This window comes from Methylocaldum sp. GT1BB (assembly GCF_051027545.1).
Taxonomy (GTDB): domain Bacteria; phylum Pseudomonadota; class Gammaproteobacteria; order Methylococcales; family Methylococcaceae; genus Methylocaldum.
In genome coordinates this window covers 190,538-207,060 of record NZ_CP194901.1, presented here as the reverse complement: position 1 = coordinate 207,060, position 16,523 = coordinate 190,538, and the positions used below count along the sequence as shown (strand labels likewise).

The 16,523-nt window shown below is 58.6% G+C and carries 11 protein-coding genes; 4 read left to right on the top strand and 7 right to left on the bottom strand.

All coding sequences use genetic code 11. The annotated features are described in order from the left end of the window. Positions 1-44: 44 nt before the first annotated feature. A complete protein-coding gene (tnpA, locus tag ACR2TX_RS01010) occupies positions 45-458 on the bottom strand; it encodes an IS200/IS605 family transposase (protein ID WP_086133333.1) in 414 nt (137 codons plus the stop codon). On the opposite strand from tnpA, the gene ACR2TX_RS01005 reads away from it, so the two are divergent. Then, a complete protein-coding gene (locus tag ACR2TX_RS01005) occupies positions 399-1,742 on the top strand; it encodes an RNA-guided endonuclease InsQ/TnpB family protein (protein WP_348529977.1) in 1,344 nt (447 codons plus the stop codon). The two genes, tnpA and ACR2TX_RS01005, sit on opposite strands and share 60 nt — an antisense overlap. A gap of 112 nt (positions 1,743-1,854) precedes the next feature. Here the strand turns inward: ACR2TX_RS01005 and ACR2TX_RS01000 are convergent, their stop codons facing one another. The 6 genes from ACR2TX_RS01000 to ACR2TX_RS00975 form a co-directional block, all read right to left on the bottom strand. Next, on the bottom strand, positions 1,855-2,604 hold the full coding sequence (locus tag ACR2TX_RS01000; protein ID WP_086133334.1) for a PRTRC system ThiF family protein: 750 nt from the start codon (positions 2,602-2,604) through the stop codon (positions 1,855-1,857). A gap of 54 nt (positions 2,605-2,658) precedes the next feature. Beyond that, positions 2,659-3,429: a PRTRC system protein B gene (locus tag ACR2TX_RS00995; protein ID WP_086133335.1), complete on the bottom strand. Its 771-nt coding sequence runs from the start codon at positions 3,427-3,429 to the stop codon at positions 2,659-2,661. Continuing rightward, on the bottom strand, positions 3,426-4,592 hold the full coding sequence (locus ACR2TX_RS00990; protein WP_086133336.1) for a hypothetical protein: 1,167 nt from the start codon (positions 4,590-4,592) through the stop codon (positions 3,426-3,428). Before ACR2TX_RS00990 ends, ACR2TX_RS00995 begins: the two co-directional genes overlap by 4 nt. A gap of 81 nt (positions 4,593-4,673) precedes the next feature. Further along, complete coding sequence (locus ACR2TX_RS00985) at positions 4,674-4,907, bottom strand: PRTRC system protein C (protein WP_139841004.1); 234 nt, start codon at positions 4,905-4,907, stop codon at positions 4,674-4,676. A gap of 11 nt (positions 4,908-4,918) precedes the next feature. Further along, positions 4,919-5,359, bottom strand: coding sequence for a PRTRC system protein E (locus ACR2TX_RS00980; protein ID WP_086133338.1), 441 nt, complete (start codon positions 5,357-5,359; stop codon positions 4,919-4,921). Beyond that, entirely contained in the window at positions 5,349-7,277 is a 1,929-nt protein-coding gene (locus tag ACR2TX_RS00975) for a PRTRC system ParB family protein (RefSeq protein ID WP_168183745.1), read from the bottom strand. Before ACR2TX_RS00975 ends, ACR2TX_RS00980 begins: the two co-directional genes overlap by 11 nt. 555 nt (positions 7,278-7,832) lie before the next feature. Here ACR2TX_RS00975 and ACR2TX_RS00970 point away from each other — a divergent pair. The 3 genes from ACR2TX_RS00970 (at position 7,833) to ACR2TX_RS00960 (ending at position 16,481) form a co-directional block, all read left to right on the top strand. Then, positions 7,833-10,964 carry a hypothetical protein gene (locus ACR2TX_RS00970; protein ID WP_434129701.1) on the top strand — a complete coding sequence of 1,044 codons (3,132 nt, stop codon included), beginning with the start codon at positions 7,833-7,835 and terminating at the stop codon, positions 10,962-10,964. Further along, positions 10,952-14,788: a helicase-related protein gene (locus tag ACR2TX_RS00965; protein WP_086133341.1), complete on the top strand. Its 3,837-nt coding sequence runs from the start codon at positions 10,952-10,954 to the stop codon at positions 14,786-14,788. Before ACR2TX_RS00970 ends, ACR2TX_RS00965 begins: the two co-directional genes overlap by 13 nt. A 343-nt stretch (positions 14,789-15,131) precedes the next feature. Next, on the top strand, positions 15,132-16,481 hold the full coding sequence (locus tag ACR2TX_RS00960; protein ID WP_086133343.1) for an IS701 family transposase: 1,350 nt from the start codon (positions 15,132-15,134) through the stop codon (positions 16,479-16,481). The last annotated feature ends 42 nt before the right edge of the window (positions 16,482-16,523 follow it).

Genomic DNA, 16,523 nt, shown 5'->3' with positions numbered 1-16,523 from the left:
GGGGAAGGATAGCGCGGACGGCGGAGCCGTCCTTGTCTTTGGTTTCAGTGCGGAGTCTGCTGCTGCTCGATGTACTGGCGCACGATGGAGATTGGTGCGCCGCCGCAGCTTGAGGCGAAATAGGACGGCGACCATAGCACGCCTTTCCAGTACCGCTTCTGAATATCGGGCCGTTCCTTGCGCAGCAGGCGGCTGGACACGCCCTTGAGGCTGTTCACAAGGTTCGAGACGGCGACCTTGGGCGGGTACTCGACCAGCAAATGCACATGGTCGTCCTCGCCGTCCATCTCTATCAGTTGCGCCTCGAAGTCGGCGCAGACCTTGGCGAAGATCGTGCGCAGTCGGTCAATGGCGTCGCTGTCGAACACGTTGCGACGGTGTTTCGCCACAAAGACCAAATGGACGTGCATCTTGAAAACGCAGTGCCTTCCATGCCGAATATCGTTGTTATCGCTCATAGACCAAACTATACTGCTCGCATGCGGCGACTCCAAGCCTACCAGTACGAACTCAGACCAGACGGCCAGCAAGAGCGGCAAATGCGCCGCTTCGCCGGCTCGTGCCGGGTCGTGTTCAATGAGGCGCTGAACTTGCAGAAGCGGCGTTACGAGCAAGGCGAGAAGAAGCTCGGCTACGCCGGGCTGTGCAAGGAACTCACGGCGTGGCGCAACGGCACGCCGCTGCCCTCCGGTCGTACCGCGCCTTGGCTGGCCGATGCCCCCGTCCATCCCCTGCAACAGGCATTCAAGGACCTGGAGCGGGCTTACGCCAACTTCTTCGCCAAGCGCGCCGCGTTTCCGCGCTTCAAGAAGAAAGGCCGGTCCGACAGCTTACGCTACCCCGACCCGAAACAGATCAAGCTCGATCAGGGAAATAGCCGCATCTTCCTGCCTAAGCTCGGCTGGTTGCGCTACCGCAACAGCCGCAAGGCTCTGGGCACGGTGAAAAACGTCACCGTATCGGCCATTGGTGGCAAATGGTTCGTATCCATCCAGACCGAGCGCGAGGTGCCGGAACCTGTCCATCCATCGACGAGCATCGTCGGCGTGGATTTGGGCGTAGCAAATTTCGCCGCCCTGTCCACCGGCGAGATCATCGCCCCAGTGGATGCGATGAAGCGCCATGCACAACGATTGGCCCGGTATCAACGAGCCATGAGCCGCAAACAGAAGTTTTCCAAAAACTGGATCAAGGCGAAGGCCCGTATCCAGAAGCTCCACACCCGGATCGGCAACATCCGGCGCGACCATCTGCATAAACTCTCCACCACCATCAGCAAAAACCACGCGGCGGTCGTGATTGAGGACTTGCAGATACGGAATATGTCCAGGTCAGCGTCGGGGACGGTCGAACAGCCGGGGAAAAACACCCGCGCCAAGGCGGGACTGAACCGATCCATCCTCGATCAGGGGTGGTTCGAGTTCCGTCGCCAGCTTGAGTACAAACAGGCTTGGCGCGGCGGGATCGTGGTGGCGGTCGATCCACGCAACACCAGCCTGGGCTGTCCGGTGTGTGGGCATGTGGCAAAAGAAAACCGAATCACCCAATCCCGGTTTGAATGTGCCCACTGCGGCCACACGGCGCATGCCGATGTGAATGCCGCCGTGACCATATTGGCGGCAGGGCATGCCGTCATGGCCTGTGGAGGGGATGTAAGACCCTGCCTGCATCTCGGTGCAGGCAGGGCAGCTCCGGCGAAGCAGGAACCCGCCGAAGCGACTCACGCTGCATACGCAGCATGAGCGCCGTAGGAATCTCCGGCCTTCAGGCCGGGGAGGATGTCAAGTGTTCCCAGAGTTTCACGAATTGTTCACTATTGTTGCGTAATAACACTGCCACCAAACACACCTTTTTTCAACGTAGAATATTGATCGGTGTCATGACGCCTTTCCGTATATCCACATAGGCACCGTGGTGGTTTAATCCACCATGTCTCAGCAGTGACCAGACCAGTTGCATGACGACGTTGGCGATGGCGCGGTTGACCGGCAAGTCCTGGTTAGCCAGCGCTTCCTCCATGCTGCACGACGGCAAGTTGTCATCGGCCATGCCGTCCAGCTCGGGATAGAAATCAAACACGGATGGCAAAGCCACGGCACCGTCTTTTGCTTGCCCCAGCCACCCGAGGATGACTTGCCCGGAGTGCAAACCGTTTCCGGCATCCAACCAGAGCACCCTTTGCGGATCGTCCGCAAACGACTTGGCGAGGTCAGCGCGAAACTGAGCGACATCCACGCAGGTAATCAGCAAATCACGCTGGCCTGCGTTTCCGTCTCGGTTGATATCGAACATGCGCGGCTCGGCGTTCCAATCCAGGCCGAACAAATAATTGATTCGCTGCACCGAAACCAGCGCCTTGTTGTGCCCCAGGTCCGCCGGATAGAACGCCTGTCGGCCGATGTTGGGACGCTCCACCCGATCTCCATCCCAGGCCCGGACATACAGCCCAGGATGGCCGAGTTCGCGGATGGCGTAATCGATACGGGCAAGGCTGGAGAGAACCTCCGAGCCGGTTCCGCCGATGCCGATGACCTCGATTCGAACCCGGCGAGTGAACCATTCGGATGGGGTGCAAAATTTGTAAGGTCGGATATGGGTATCCATAGGGTTCACTATCTTCTGTCCCAATCAAACAGACCAACAAATGTTCTTGCGGAGTCATCGGGCATGCGTCCGAATAAATTCATCGACGGTCATGCCCATCGGCACCAATCGCTCGACGGGGAACGTTTCAACCTTCTTCCTGGCCAGGGCAGCCCAGAATCGAAAGTGCGTCCTGTCATCCACGGGCGCGTCGTTCTCCTGGAATAGCGTCAATCGGTTATTGACGTGGGAAAACGCGGTATCGAACAGTACCGCTTCCCAACCCGCCATGTCCTCGATGCCGCACCCGCCGGGCAGGGTTGCGGTCCCTGTACAAACCACGCCATCACAGCCCACGTTCATCAACGGCGCGTTGTAGAGCCGGGTTTTCGCCATGGGTCGAGCACGTCCCTTCAAGGCGGCTACCGCGAGACGCCTATTTGCGGTGGCGACCAGCAAGAGCCTCGGCCACGGCACAACAAGCGTTTGCAAGGACGACCCGACCATATTGAACAGCATCGGTCGCACCCGCGCGGGCACGGTCCAAGCAAGATGTGTCCCCGAAATCGACACCACCTGGGCGGGGAGTACGCCGGTACCGCCTCCTTGTTGTCCAAGGACCGAGCGCAAGAGCGCTTCTATATCCTTCATGGACAGCAAGCGCCCCGCTCCAATGACGGGAGCGCCGTCTGCGCCGGTCGTAAGGTCATGCAAAGAGGCAACGCACTTCGGAACCAGATAACGATCCCCTAAATTCGTGACGTCGTGGAACATTAACGCGACGCGCGGTGAGATGGACGGTTCCTGCGGGATACTAGCCTCGAAAAAATCGGTGTGGTTTGTCATAGAGACCTTTCAATGACTTCAGCCAAACGCAACAGCCCACGTGCCTGGGCTATCGATTCGAGTTTCTCAGCAACCTTTGAAATCGCAACAGGGTGCAGCTTCAAGCGTAGGACTGGCGTTTCTCCCGTCTGATAGAGCTGGTTGTAGAAGTCGTCGGCAACGCCGCCTTCCCAGGGCAGACCGAAACCGACGATATGGGCGTAATCCAGGAGCGCTTCCATGTCGCCGCATTCGGCTTCGATCACAACGAACTCCGAGTTAGCTGTGTTACGACGATGTCTTTTAAAGACAAGGACGGTCTTCTGGATAAACCTTGTCCAGGGATGACAGTACAGATCGGGTGATCGACGCCGCCACTCAACGACCGCCGCTCGGATTTCCGACATGTCCGGCGGATTGCCCCACCAAAGGTCAGCCCTCTCGTCCAAAACGGACTGCAGGAAATCCAGACGACAGACGAGGTCCTCAATGTTGTCCGTGAACTCGCAGAACGGCAAAAGGTGAGTGGCGAGGGCCTCGCGGGCGAACTGACGGTGATCTTTATGGGGATGTTCCTTTCTGTACTCCTCGTAAGCCTCCAATTCCTCTTCAAGGCCAAACCACATGTCCAATGCGTCCTGGGCCAGCAGGCCGAAACCCAATCGATTGACGATCCAGTGGAGGCAGCCGTAGACCATGCGGCCAAGTTCGCGGGGAAGCTCGCACAGAGAGACTTGCGTGAAGCGGAAACCGGCCCATAACAGGAGCCAAAACTCTCCTTCGAACCGATCCAGCGCCATACCGATCGATTCGAAATCACCGTGAGGCCAATCGCTCCCTGCGAGGGCGCGGGCCTGGGCTTCGAGATGGGCCGCGATGCGGCTAAGAGCCTCGCAATGCAAGCGGTAAAAGTCTCGCCAGCCGTCTGAAACGGCGCGGTCGATCTCGCCTTCCGAGACCACGCCCATGTGGTGCGCAAGCAGGATAAGGCTGGCAATGCCAGGGCGATGCTCGTCGAAATAGGCCCTGGCTCGCCGTTCCCGGATGCTCTCCAGCGGTTCATCCAGCGCGACGCCAAGGCGGGGTAATGTGAACAGGGTCAGATCAGGGGCAGACGGGCTGAATCGATGCCCGTAAGCGCCTGCCGCCTGAATTTCGGCAGCGTCAGCCTGAATCGATAGCATCCGTCGTCCTCCTGGTCTCTCTTTTCCTGCTCCGGGGCAGGCTCACTCCCCCATTGGCGCAGAAAGGCTAAACCGTTCGTTTCACCCTTTTGTTTTGACGGGTTCGAGCTTGACGGCATAGTGCAACTCTTCCCCTATAAGTTGAGGCTCGTCGAGTTCCGCTTGGGCTAGATGCGGGTAGGACGCCGCATACAAGCGCAGTGCCTCAAGAGGCGGGAGTTCAGGGGCGGGATCGGCCAAGCGGACTGAACCCATCTTGAACACCCGAACAGGGCGAATAACGGTGGAAGCTGTGGGTGGTTGTTGAGAACTCATCGGCACGATCCTCAAAAAAGCGATTTCTCGGTGACAGACACGGCGACGTTACTCTGAGCAGGAGCGGAATCAGCGGCCCCTTCGTTCGCACGGGTGCCCGACGATGCTTGTGCGGCAGAAGTTGCGTTGTCGGTAGCCACGCGGGCCTGTTTACCGGCCTCCTTTAGGCGGTTCAAAGCGTCCCGCAAATCGTTGCAGATCGTTTCCCGCGTTCCAGCGAATTCAGCTAGGGATCGTGGAAAATCCCGGTCCAGCACCGCCGGACTGGTTTCCACGTACAGCGGCATGGACAATGCGCCCCGCAAGGTCTGGATATATTCCGGTGCCTTATCGTCAACGCTACCGCGCAACACAGGCTGCACCAGGACACTCAACTGGTCGCCCTTGCGGGCGACCGTGAATTGAATGCGCTCGTCGTATTCGAGCATTTCGAAAAAAGTTTCAAATATCATCGGTTTCCTCTTCGGCGTATTCGAACTCGGATGGTTCTGGACCGTCGCGTTCGGGGCCAAGCCGTTCCGAGCCTTTTGCCTGGGCGCTGGTCCTTGCCGTCACCGGCGACGAGGCTGTCTCTTCGCGTACGTTCCGATCCTTATCCTCTCGCGGGTATCCCGAAACGCAACTCGGCACGAAACCGCTGAAATCGAATCCGTACCCGAAAACCTCGTCGAGAATCTCGCCGTGCTTCTTCTTCATCAGCGTCGCGAATGTCTGTTTATCGCCGTGCGATTCGTAGTGCTCGACGAATCGCTCGCCCTTGCCATTGACCGCTTCGCGCAGCACCGCCTCGATGCCCGCCTTCGTGAACGCGCCGAGGAAGTCCTTGTCGAGCACGAAGCGATCGCTGAGCTTGGTCCCCGAGTGCTTGACCAGCGCCGCAGCGCCTTTGGCGAAGGGCTTGTTGAAGCAGGACGTTTTTTCGTGCTCGCTCAGCAAGTGAACCAACAGCCGCCGATGAAACGCCCGCAGATCGTCGAGTGCGAGCGGGTAAAGCGCGTTGACGAACGCATCCAAATTCGTCAGTTGAAACGCCTTGTCCCGGACGGCGTCGGGGAGCAGCGTGCTTGGGGCGCTGGCCGCGAGGAATCGGTACAGGGCAAACGTGTCGAGGCATAGAACGGCTCTTGGGTCGTCCGGCGCGATCTTCGCGCTCAGGGTGCGATAAAACGTTTCGATCGCCTCGACGACTTTGCCCGGCAACGCCGAGGCACTGGCGGCTTTCGCCTTGGGATTGCCCGAGTCGGCTGTACCGCTTGCGGCGGTTGCGCCTTTCGCGATACGGCCCGTTGTTCTCGACGGCATCCCGGACTGATCTTGCCTTCGAACCTGCGTGGCCACACTCGAAGTCGCCCGGTACTCATCCACTTTTTTCTGGTGGCAGCCGAGGTCAAAACAGCAATCCTCCTTGACCTCGCCCAGGCGATCAGGAGATGTCATGAGCAGTGCCCCATAATGGGCGCATTGGCGGCATCCGCGCTCGAACTGGTGTTTCCCGACGCCCTGGGGACCTTGCTGGCAAAGGATCGTATAGGAATTCGGCGGACGCTCGGTGTCGAGGTAGACGACCGCGTACTGTTCGGACAGAGTGCGTTTTTTCTCGTCGAGAGCAGACTGACTTTTGGCCTGGAAGCACTCGCGGTTCGCGCATTTGCCGGACGCTATGTGCTCTTCGAACAAGCTCGCCTGCATCGTCGAGTTATGGGGACAGTTGGCGCACCCGGAAATGTCAAAGATGGCCTTGGAGAGGTCAAGGGCAAACGCCGCCAGCCGGTCCCTAAGATCGGCAACCGAATATCCATGCTTAATGATCTTCGCTAGCGTCGCGGTCTGGAAGTCGCGCGGCAGTTGCGATAGGAGTTCCGCGTGTCCAAGCTTGATCTTGCGTTGGGCCAAAGCCTCTAGTACCTCAGGGTCTGCATGAAGTAGGAGCAGACGGGATTCAAACTTCTTTTGGCTCCATCCCAGAAGTCGCATCGCTTCCTGGCGATCGTTGCCGCAGCCCATAAGCACCGTTCGGGCCGCCTCGGCTTCTTCCGCAGGCGACATATTCGCCCTTTGCGTGTTCTCGATGGTGGCGACCACCATCGCCTCGTGGTCAGTCAGATCGCGAACGGCAGCGGGAATCAAGACGAGATTGGCATCTTTGGCAGCGCGGTAACGCCGTTCTCCGGCGACAATCCAGTAGTTGTCGGGGCGATCTGGAATAGGACGCACCACAACGGGCTGGAGGACGCCATTCTGCCGGACCGATTCGGTCAATTCGCGGTACTCCGCGTCGTCGAAGAACTTACGAGGATTGAAACCCGGTTGAACGTGGACTCGGTCAAGAGGGAGGTAACGTAGAAATTTGTTTTCGGTCTCGGTTTGCACGATCTTGTCTCCGTAGTACAAGTCCCATAAATGCAGCAGCGTGAAAAACCACGGAGTCAGAATCTCAGGGAAGTGCGGATATGCAAGCCGAAAGAGGAAGTTTGCGGATTAATATCGCAACCCGGTTTACCGCGTCCGGATTGCGATTACCGAACGACCGGGCTGGTTACGGTGTCGAGCCCTTGGTCGGGACCGGTGTTGTACGTTGGAGCAGCCGAGCTACAGGGTGTCGTCCAGACGCTAAAAAGCGAAAAAGCCTGTCCGACCACGACAGCCAACTTTCGACGACAAGCGTCGGTACGTTTTGTGCCGGCGTTGTGCTGATATCCATACGTGCCTTTGTATAGGCAAGGCTAACTAATAGTGCAGCCGTCCTCCAAGAAGCCGGATGATGATCTTCAAAGCACGGAAAATGACCTTGGTCAGCGGGATAATCAAGTGACCGGAATTAAGAAAGGGTTATAAACTTTGATCATCAACCCCCTTTAACCACCCGCCGGATGGGTCTTCCGACCGGGTGAAGTGGTGTCCCTACCAAGATAAGGAGCATGACCCATGAACGTTCCCCTGACTGGGGGTGCCAGTATTTCCGCGCGCACCCGAACGCCATCTATCTGGCTTTCCCGGCTCGCGGAATTACTCGTTGCCGCACTTTCGACGGACGATTCAGAACCGGTTGGCTTCGCCCGCTATAGCGGGCAACGTCAACGTATCCGGTTCAACCTAGCCACAGTGCTTCGCCGCTTATATCAGTTTCCTGAGTTCAAGGATGATTTTGCGCATGGCAGCGACACTGGCTTCCTGTTTGATCTTGAATCGCCTCCCAGAGGAACGACCAGCAAGATGGGCGGGCGGCTCCTACCGGGCTCGGAGGCCAAAACGACAGCCGCCCTGGAAAGACTTCACCAGGCGATCGCACGTGAGATCGACACCGTATTGCAGTCGGCACCGCTGCAATCCCTTGTCATTCCATCATCCAACCAGGCGTTGGAGTTATTCGCTCGGAATCTGAATGTCCCGCTGTATCCTTCGCCAGGCATCGCGGCCGTGGTGCCGGTCGGCTTCGCCGCTCCAAGCCGCAAAGCAGCCGAACAGGAAAAAGACGTCGCGAGGGTATTGTCAGCAATTGAAACGGTGGATGGTCGGGACTGGTTGGAACGTCTCCTAAAAGGCATCGAAAATTATTTGCGCCATGAGGACCTGGATAACGACGAAATCCAGCCCATTCTTGCCAGCATCCGTATGCAGCGTGGCCAGCCGGGGAGTCAAATCCAGCGCTTTCTCGATTTCCTGGATGATGACGCGTTAGCAAGGGTTCGCCTTCAGGTCACCTTCAAATCGATGGCGTCTATCGCGACCCGAAGTTCGGATCCCTCCCTGAAGGCCTACGTCGACCGGGTGCTCGCGTGTTTCCGGACCTACGCCAGTACGGCCGGACGAACACTCCCGCTCGATGTCAGTACGGTGTATGGGCAACGCAGCTGCACCGATTTGTCGGACCACCTGCGCAAAGCGCTGTTTTATAGCTGCCTCCCGGTTTGGGCGGAGTGGGCCGTGCAAATTTTCGAGGCTCGTACCGATCCCGAACACGGTTTTGCGACCCGGCGAGAGGTCTCCTACCGATTCCGCGTCAACGGCAAAAGCCCCGATTCCGGCAAAAGTGCCTTCGCGGCTCGGCTGGACCGAATTGAAGAACGCCTGGTGGAAGACCCTGTAATCAACGGCCATACCGGACGCCATATCGCCGAACTCGTGTTTCTGTACCTGGTCATTCCAAGTTCGCTTGATTCACCCGGCAGCGAAGACATCGAGACGGAAGCTGACGGCATTGCACGGGCCTTGAAAACCGACCCGCTCGGAACGGTCAAAGAACTCATCGCCAAGCTGCGCCTTCGGGAACCTGTGATGGAACGCATCGCGGAATCGCTCATCAAGGTGCTTCAAACGAAATCCGCCAAATTGGTCGAGGATGCGAATCGAATCGCGGACAAGTTCTATGTCGCCGTGCACAAGAGGATCGTCGACTGGGCCGTCGTTCGGACCATGGCCTCACACAACACGGAAATCTTGGTCAAGAATGACCAAGGCCATGACCACATTGCCTGGTTCCAGCACCTCGTCGTTACTGACAACCTGGCGGAAGTGCCGGGTTCCTTGGCTTCGTATGCGGTCGAAACGCACCTGATGGAGCGTTCGATAACGCCTGTGGGATTCCGGCACGAAATCCGGATGTCCCGCGATCTCACCCAACCGGTTTTACCGGTACGGTTCGTCCCGCTCAAGGAGGAAAAGGACGCGGCGGGCATCAAGCAATGGCGGCTAGCGGATACGGCGTCCACGAGCTTCGACACGGGCCGTGGCATCGATATCGAGTACGACGTCCGCTCATTGAGCCTTTCCAAGGGGGCGAAAGATCAGGACAAAGCGACTCGTGAGCAGCTTCGTACAGCCGGCTGCGCTGCGTTCACGCTGTTGAGCTACATCGTACTATTGGAACTTGCACGCCGCGCTCAGTCCACCGAGGGTCGGCAACGTCCAGCGATGTATCTAGTGCGCCTGCAACCTGGCGGGAAAGAATCCGACGCCACGGATGGGAATGCCGCCGTCTATGCCGCCTGTCAGGCCATCGAGCAGGCCCTGTCTCGGGAGCTCTTGGTCAAGATGCAGGGGTTCCACACCCAAGGAAAAGCCGAAACCATCCGCTATCGAAAGACGAATTCGTTGATGGCGATGCAGGGTCGCTTCCCGATCGTCACCACGGCGGGCGGCAGCCTGGAAAAGGTTGCGGTGCTTTCCTACGTGACCCGACCTTGCGATTCCCATCCGCTCTATCCGGATGCCGAAGGCTTTCTGTTCGTCTCCCGCAGCTATTACGGCGTCCGCCGGAAAGACGGTATGGCGATTTACGTCGGCCGGATGAACTCGCGCCTGGTCGAAAACCGCCGGGCTTTCCGCGAGCCGCAACTGATTCTCGAAGAAATTGCCCGGCTTCGAGAGCAGGAGTTTCGACATATCGTGCTGCTTTCGCATCACTTCGGCAACCGGCACATTGGCCGAGCCGCCGAGCGGCACGCCCCCCACGGCACGCATGAGTTCCTGGAATCCGCCGCCACAAAATTCCCCGATGTGTTCCTATACCCTCTCCGCCGGGACGTTTTTCCGGCGACCCGGCTGCATACAAGGGGCTCCAACGAGAGCGCCTTCGAGGTCGTAACTTTTGCCGATCACCAGCGGATGTACGAGGAATCCGAGCGGGAACTGATCCGCGGGCTGCAGCCGGTCTACACCTTCGCCACCTTGGCCGTAGTGACCGAAGAAGGTCGGCCGCAGTCCGGATTTTGCACGTATTTCTTCGACATCGAACAGCGTCTTTCCAACATCGAATGGAGTGAAGCGATCCGCCAAAACATCCTGGGTACGACACCCGAAGGCGAAGCGGTTCGCGCCTCCATCTTGGGTGTACTGAGGGGACTGCACTATTTGGAAAGCGAGCGAGCGGCCACCAAGCAGCAAGTACTGCCGGTGCTCGATCCCTTCGGGTGGGCGACGCCAGCGACCAATGCGGCCGCGGGCGAGTTGGAAGTGATGAGCCGGCGCGGCAAGGGCTCCGTCCTTCTGTCCTTTCCGGCGCTTTTGGCGCATGTCACAAAGGTGCTGCACAAGGACAAAACCGAATGGAGGAGTTGACCTTTCAGCAACAGGCCGTCATTTGGGGGCAGGCCTACGAAATCTTCGTCAAACGCGGCGTACTGGGCTGCCTGACAGATCACGGCTTGGTTTCTCTCGACGACCCGCATCTTAAGCCTTGGCGGGAAACGAGAACCTCGGAGGTATACAAAGCCGTGGTTCGGGCGCTTCAAGTCGTTGACGAGACGCTCAAGGAACACATCCACGCGGCGCTCCAACATCTGGCGACGGTTACCTATGGGCTCGGCTACACCGCAATGCGGGAATACCTCCGGAAACTCCGCCAGGCGCTTACCCGGCGCGCACTCTGGTGTCCCTTGACGCTTCCGAGCCAGAAAGATTTCGACGCCGAACGAGAGCGGTCCTGTGCCGAAATTCACCGATTGCTCGGCTTAAAGGGGCCGGTTGACCCGGCCTTGGCGGATAAGGGCCGACCGGCGCGCGCCGATTTCCTCCTGTGGCTGTCAGGTACCCACAAGGAGGACCATATCCTGGTCCAGGAATACTCCTACGATTGTCCCGCCACACTGGAAGACTTTAGCGAGGAGACGGCGCACCTCGAAGAACTGCTGCGCTACCGCCGGTACGTGGACTCACGCGGCGTATTTGCGCGAGTTTCCGCGGAAGTCGAGGAAGAGCGCTTCGAGCTGTCCGACGATATCAAGGCTCATCTCGGCGCGTTCACATCCGACAACAAGCCGTTCTACAAGCTATGCCAGGCCGCAAGTTATGCCGAGTCCACCGTACAGGTATTGGAACGCTACGGCTTGTTGGTCAAACCGTGCGTCGTCCGGGCGCTCGCCATCACCCCCAACGGCCTGGAAAGTCTCGCCGCGCGTTATTTGCCCGGCGGGGCGAAGGATCCGCGCTTTGCTTTGATGCAACAGCTGGGAACGGCCTATCGTAAGGCGGTGAAGCGACAGGATGATGACGAAGCGGGGCTCACCCAGGAAGTCGACGCGGTTTTTCGTCAGATTCTCAGTCGTTTGCCTAAGAGCCTCAAATCCGGTCTAAAAGGCCTGCGCGAAATTCCAACGCCGGGCACGGATTACCGATTCGAATTCGAGGAAAAAGTGCCGGAATTTGCGAATCCAATGCAGAGGTATTCCACGGACGAAGCGCTGGCCTTAGTGGAGGAAAGTCCCGAGATCAATGATTACTTCGGCGGTTCGGCAAAGAATGCGATTACACGGGCGCTGGAGGACTTGCGCACCGGCGAGATAACCGTGGCGCTCCGCGACCTGCACGCGGCCGCCATCGTCGCGGGTCTCGGCGCAGCCAAACGGGGCAAGCTCAATGTCATCGGGCTCGAAGGCAATCCGGGGATTGGTAAAACCACTGCGGTGACTCGGTACCTCGCCCAACAGTCATCCGGCTATTTCTTTCTCTACGTCAGCCCGCGCGTTGTCATCAACCGTGATGTGACGGAAAAACTTGCGAGGAAGGACGGAGCCCCGTCCGGTATCCTGACGATCACGACCAACGCCCAAATCATTTCTGCCGCACCCCGATACCATCGTTCACAGGTCGAGCAGGGGTTGGATGGGGAGCGCCGTATCGACGGCGCCGTCGTGGTCGACGGCGTGAAAAATCTAAACGTTCCACGGAACAGCATCCTGTTCCTTTCGCCCGAGCAAGAGCACGAGATCGAGGCGAAGCACGCCGGATCCCGATTGGGTAAGACGACACTGTCCGAACATGAAGATCAGGTCGAAGAGCGGCCGCTGCTCGGCGTGCTGTCCGCGATGTCCTTAACGACCCGGGAACTTCTGGCCCAAAACCCAGAGGTCAATCGCGTGGTTCTGACGGCAGCGCTCCAAGGATTCCGCGAGAAGGCAAACAGGCGCAACACGATCCAGTCGCTTTCTCAGCTCTTCCGCGAATCGGTCGCAAGGCGCGCCGGCATCGAAGAGCGCCGCCGCGTTGCCCAGCGGATGCCGACGGTCGTCGTGATGGTCGATGAGCTCGCGGGCGACGGGGCCGGCGCGCCGTTCGTCCATGCGGTTGCCCGTTGGCTGAAGGACGAATTCATTGAGCCTTTCGAGGCAGGAGAGTCGCCCTTTACGGTCATCCTCGTCATATCCGATGCCTCTCTCGGCAACGAGCTGGTCCTCGACCGCTATCTGAATGCGGGCGACAGGGCGCCGGACAAAATCCTCATTTCCAAATCACGGGGCCGTAAGCCTTTTGCGCTAGCCGTCACCAAAGTGGCGATCGACGCCGGCATGCCTAAAGTCCTGCATGTCATGACCAACAGCTACCCGGCCAGCGAGCTGACCGTTCGTTACCGAGTCAACCTGTCAACCGTTCGCCTGATCGAAAAACAGCCCGGTCTGCTTGAAACACCCCGGCAGGCTGTCCGCCGTGTTGCGGAGGAGGCGCTTTTTGAGAATGCCGCTCAAGAAATTCGGAACGCCGTTGCCGGAGGCGCCAAGCAGGTCATCTATTTCGCGCAGGACAAGCTTTTCCTGCGGTCGCTCCGAAATACGCTCACGCAGGACACCGAGCTCGGCTTGAACGAACACAACGTCCAGATTCTCGATTCATCGATTCCGGGATCCCGACGCAAGAAACTGGTAGAGGAGAAAACCCGCGACAGCATCAAGGTATTCTTGATGACGTCGTCAGGGGCGCGGGGAGTTTCATTCCCGAAGACCGACTGGATCATCGCGGCCGTACCGCGCTTCAATGTCGAGGCCGCATTGATGGAAATCGCACAGCTCATCTATCGTGGTCGGGGGAAGTACCATGATGAAGAGGGCAATGAAATTCCCGGGGACTCGGTCCCTCGGAGGCTCGTCATGCTGGTCGACGACTTCCTGGTGCACGGGGAAACGTTGGACAAACGGCAATGGCTCCGCCAGTCACTGGATCTCATGACCTTGCTGGTCATGCTGCGTGCCACGATCTTTACCCGGATCACTGGTGATGCTGGCCTGAACCAAAATCTGGCCTTGGTGCCGGTCGGAAGCGTCGGTTTGGAGGAATTGTTGAACCTGATGTCCCAGTACGTGTTGGAGTTTTTGGCGGAGGCGGATACCTACGTAAAAGGGGAGGGAAATTCGGAACTGGCTGGGCTCGTCGGTTCAGCCAGAAACCACTGCTACGACCTGTTTGCACGGTTTCGTCTGCAAGCCACCGCTTGCAAGAACGCGGATGGCGCCTCCTTTGTGAAAAGCGAGGACGCCCGTGAGTTCTTTGACCAAGCCAGTACAGCCCTTGCCCCGCTTCTGCCCGATGCCGAGGGGAGGCCTCGCTTGCCGGCGCATATCTATTTCGCCGGCCCGTTGGTGCTCGAACACTGGGCAGATTTCGACAAACGCGAGCTGTTTTCATTTGAAGGGCAGCTGACCAATGTCGAGCAGATGACCCGCCGACTGTACTGGGAACTGAAGAGTATCGATGAGACTGATGCTTTGCCGAGCAGCCTGAGAGTCCCTGCGGCCAACCTTCTCCGTCTCCTTGCCCGTGAGAAGCCAGATGCCGCAATCGAGTTCAACACGCTGAAGGAGCTGAAATCGCCTGATACCTGGGTAGCTCTACCGGCGGGTTACGTTCAGTTTGTTCGACCGTCCCGAGCGCATGACGACAAGCCGAAGGCCGTGGAAGAGCCGGAATTGTGGCGGAATGGCCTTGGCCGGGCACTTTCTGCCAGTAATGCCGTGATGCCAGCGATACCTCGCTACGAAGCGATGCCTTGGGCGGCAGGTGTGGGTCAGACCAATCCTCTGAAATTCGATATGGTTTTCGACGACCGTTACTTCATGGCATCGAGCGAGTTGAACCTCCTCAATATGCTGCTTTTGTCAGAGGGTACCGCGTGAAGCTTGATGGGGATCAGGTGCGTTAAGAAATCCCGAGCCCCCTAGTTTGTCATGACGCTGGACGGCTTAGCGGTACTGAAATAGATCGTCTCGAAAACAGCCGTTTGCTCATCCGAGCGGCACAGTTTACCGGGCATTGGCATATAGGCCGCGACTGTTAGAGATGCAGGGACATACATACTGGCGAGCCACCCGTTCATGGTTTTCTTCGGTTTCTGCCTGCGTTGTTGCATTTTTCCGTAACGACATGGCTAAGCTCGACTTTATCCATTTACTGAGATGATTAAACGGAAACCCGGTCAACGCAGTCTATTGATGACTTCTCCAGCACAAGAGGGGCATCATGTCGACCTTGCCAACCGGGTTTACCCATTTGATCACGGCGTTCGCCCCTTTGTTCTCGAAACGGGTGTTCTCATCGATACCGGTGCTGGTCGTCGGGGCCATACTTGCCACCGGCAAACGCACCGTGACGGCCGTGCTGCGCGTCATGGGCCTGGACCAGCAATCCCCTTTTCAAACCTACCATCGGGTCTTGAACCGGGCCGCCTGGTCTCCTCTGGCGGCCAGCCGCATCTTGTTATCCCTTCTGGTGCGCACCTTTGCGCCACAGGGGCCGCTGCTTTTCGGTCTGGACGACACCATCGAGCGGCGCTGGGGCGCCAAGATTGCCGCGCGCGGCATCTACCGCGATCCGGTGCGTTCTTCCCACAGCCACTTCGTCAAGGTCAGCGGCTTGCGCTGGCTGTGCCTGATGCTGCTCGTGCCCATCCCGTGGGCGATGCGGGTGTGGGCGCTGCCTTTCTTGACGGCGCTATGCCCCTCCGAACGCTATCACGAGCGGCAAGGCAAACGGCACAAGACCCTGACCGACTGGTCGCGCCAAATGGTCAAACAAGTGGCGCGCTGGTTGCCGGGACGACAGATCGTCATCGTGGCCGACAGCACCTTCGCCGCCTTGGATTTTCTCGGTGCGGCGAGACCGTATGCCACCGTCATCACCCGCTTGCGCCTGGATGCCGCACTGTATGCGCCGGCGCCCGCCCGCTGCGCCGGGCAACGCGGGCGCACGCGCCGCAAGGGCAAACGACTCCCGACGCTGGCCGAGGTGCTGGTCAATCCGGCCACCCGATGGACCCCGTTGACCATTCCCTTCTGGTACGGCGAGCACGACCGCCAAGTCGAACTCGCCAGCGCCACGGCCGTGTGGTACCACTCCGGCATGCCGGTCATCCCCCTGCGCTGGGTCTTGATTCGCGATCCGCTGAGGCAATTCGAAACTCAGGCCTTGTTATGCACGGATGGGCATGCCACGCCGGCTTTCATTCTCGAGTGTTTCGTGCAGCGCTGGCAGATGGAAGTCACCTTCGAAGAAGCCCGCGCCCACCTCGGCATGGAAACCCAGCGCCAATGGTCGGACCAAGCCATTGCCCGGACCACGCCTTGCCTGTTGGGACTGTATGCCATCGTGACCTTGCTGGCGCAACATCTGTTCTCGACCGGGCAGGTGTATCTGCGCAGCACTGCCTGGTATGCCAAACCGCAAGCCACTTTTTCCGACACCATCGCTTCCGTGCGCCGATGGTTATGGAGCCACGAGTATTTTTCAACCTCGCCAAACGAGGCCGACATGATAAAAATCCCGCGCCCTTTACTGGATCGCTTTATCGATTCACTCTGTTATGCGGCTTGAATGGATAAAGTTGAGCTAAGGAACCTCTGAAAAATTCATTGT

Bases quoted from the DNA above. Each gene is read 5' to 3' on its own strand.
- ACR2TX_RS01005 (WP_348529977.1), top strand. From the start codon at position 399: ATGGACGTGCATCTTGAAAACGCAGTGCCTTCCATGCCGAATATCGTT.
- tnpA (WP_086133333.1), bottom strand. From the start codon at position 458: ATGAGCGATAACAACGATATTCGGCATGGAAGGCACTGCGTTTTCAAG.
- ACR2TX_RS01000 (WP_086133334.1), bottom strand. From the start codon at position 2,604: ATGGATACCCATATCCGACCTTACAAATTTTGCACCCCATCCGAATGG.
- ACR2TX_RS00995 (WP_086133335.1), bottom strand. From the start codon at position 3,429: ATGACAAACCACACCGATTTTTTCGAGGCTAGTATCCCGCAGGAACCG.
- ACR2TX_RS00990 (WP_086133336.1), bottom strand. From the start codon at position 4,592: ATGCTATCGATTCAGGCTGACGCTGCCGAAATTCAGGCGGCAGGCGCT.
- ACR2TX_RS00985 (WP_139841004.1), bottom strand. From the start codon at position 4,907: ATGAGTTCTCAACAACCACCCACAGCTTCCACCGTTATTCGCCCTGTT.
- ACR2TX_RS00980 (WP_086133338.1), bottom strand. From the start codon at position 5,359: ATGATATTTGAAACTTTTTTCGAAATGCTCGAATACGACGAGCGCATT.
- ACR2TX_RS00970 (WP_434129701.1), top strand. From the start codon at position 7,833: ATGAACGTTCCCCTGACTGGGGGTGCCAGTATTTCCGCGCGCACCCGA.
- ACR2TX_RS00965 (WP_086133341.1), top strand. From the start codon at position 10,952: ATGGAGGAGTTGACCTTTCAGCAACAGGCCGTCATTTGGGGGCAGGCC.
- ACR2TX_RS00960 (WP_086133343.1), top strand. From the start codon at position 15,132: ATGTCGACCTTGCCAACCGGGTTTACCCATTTGATCACGGCGTTCGCC.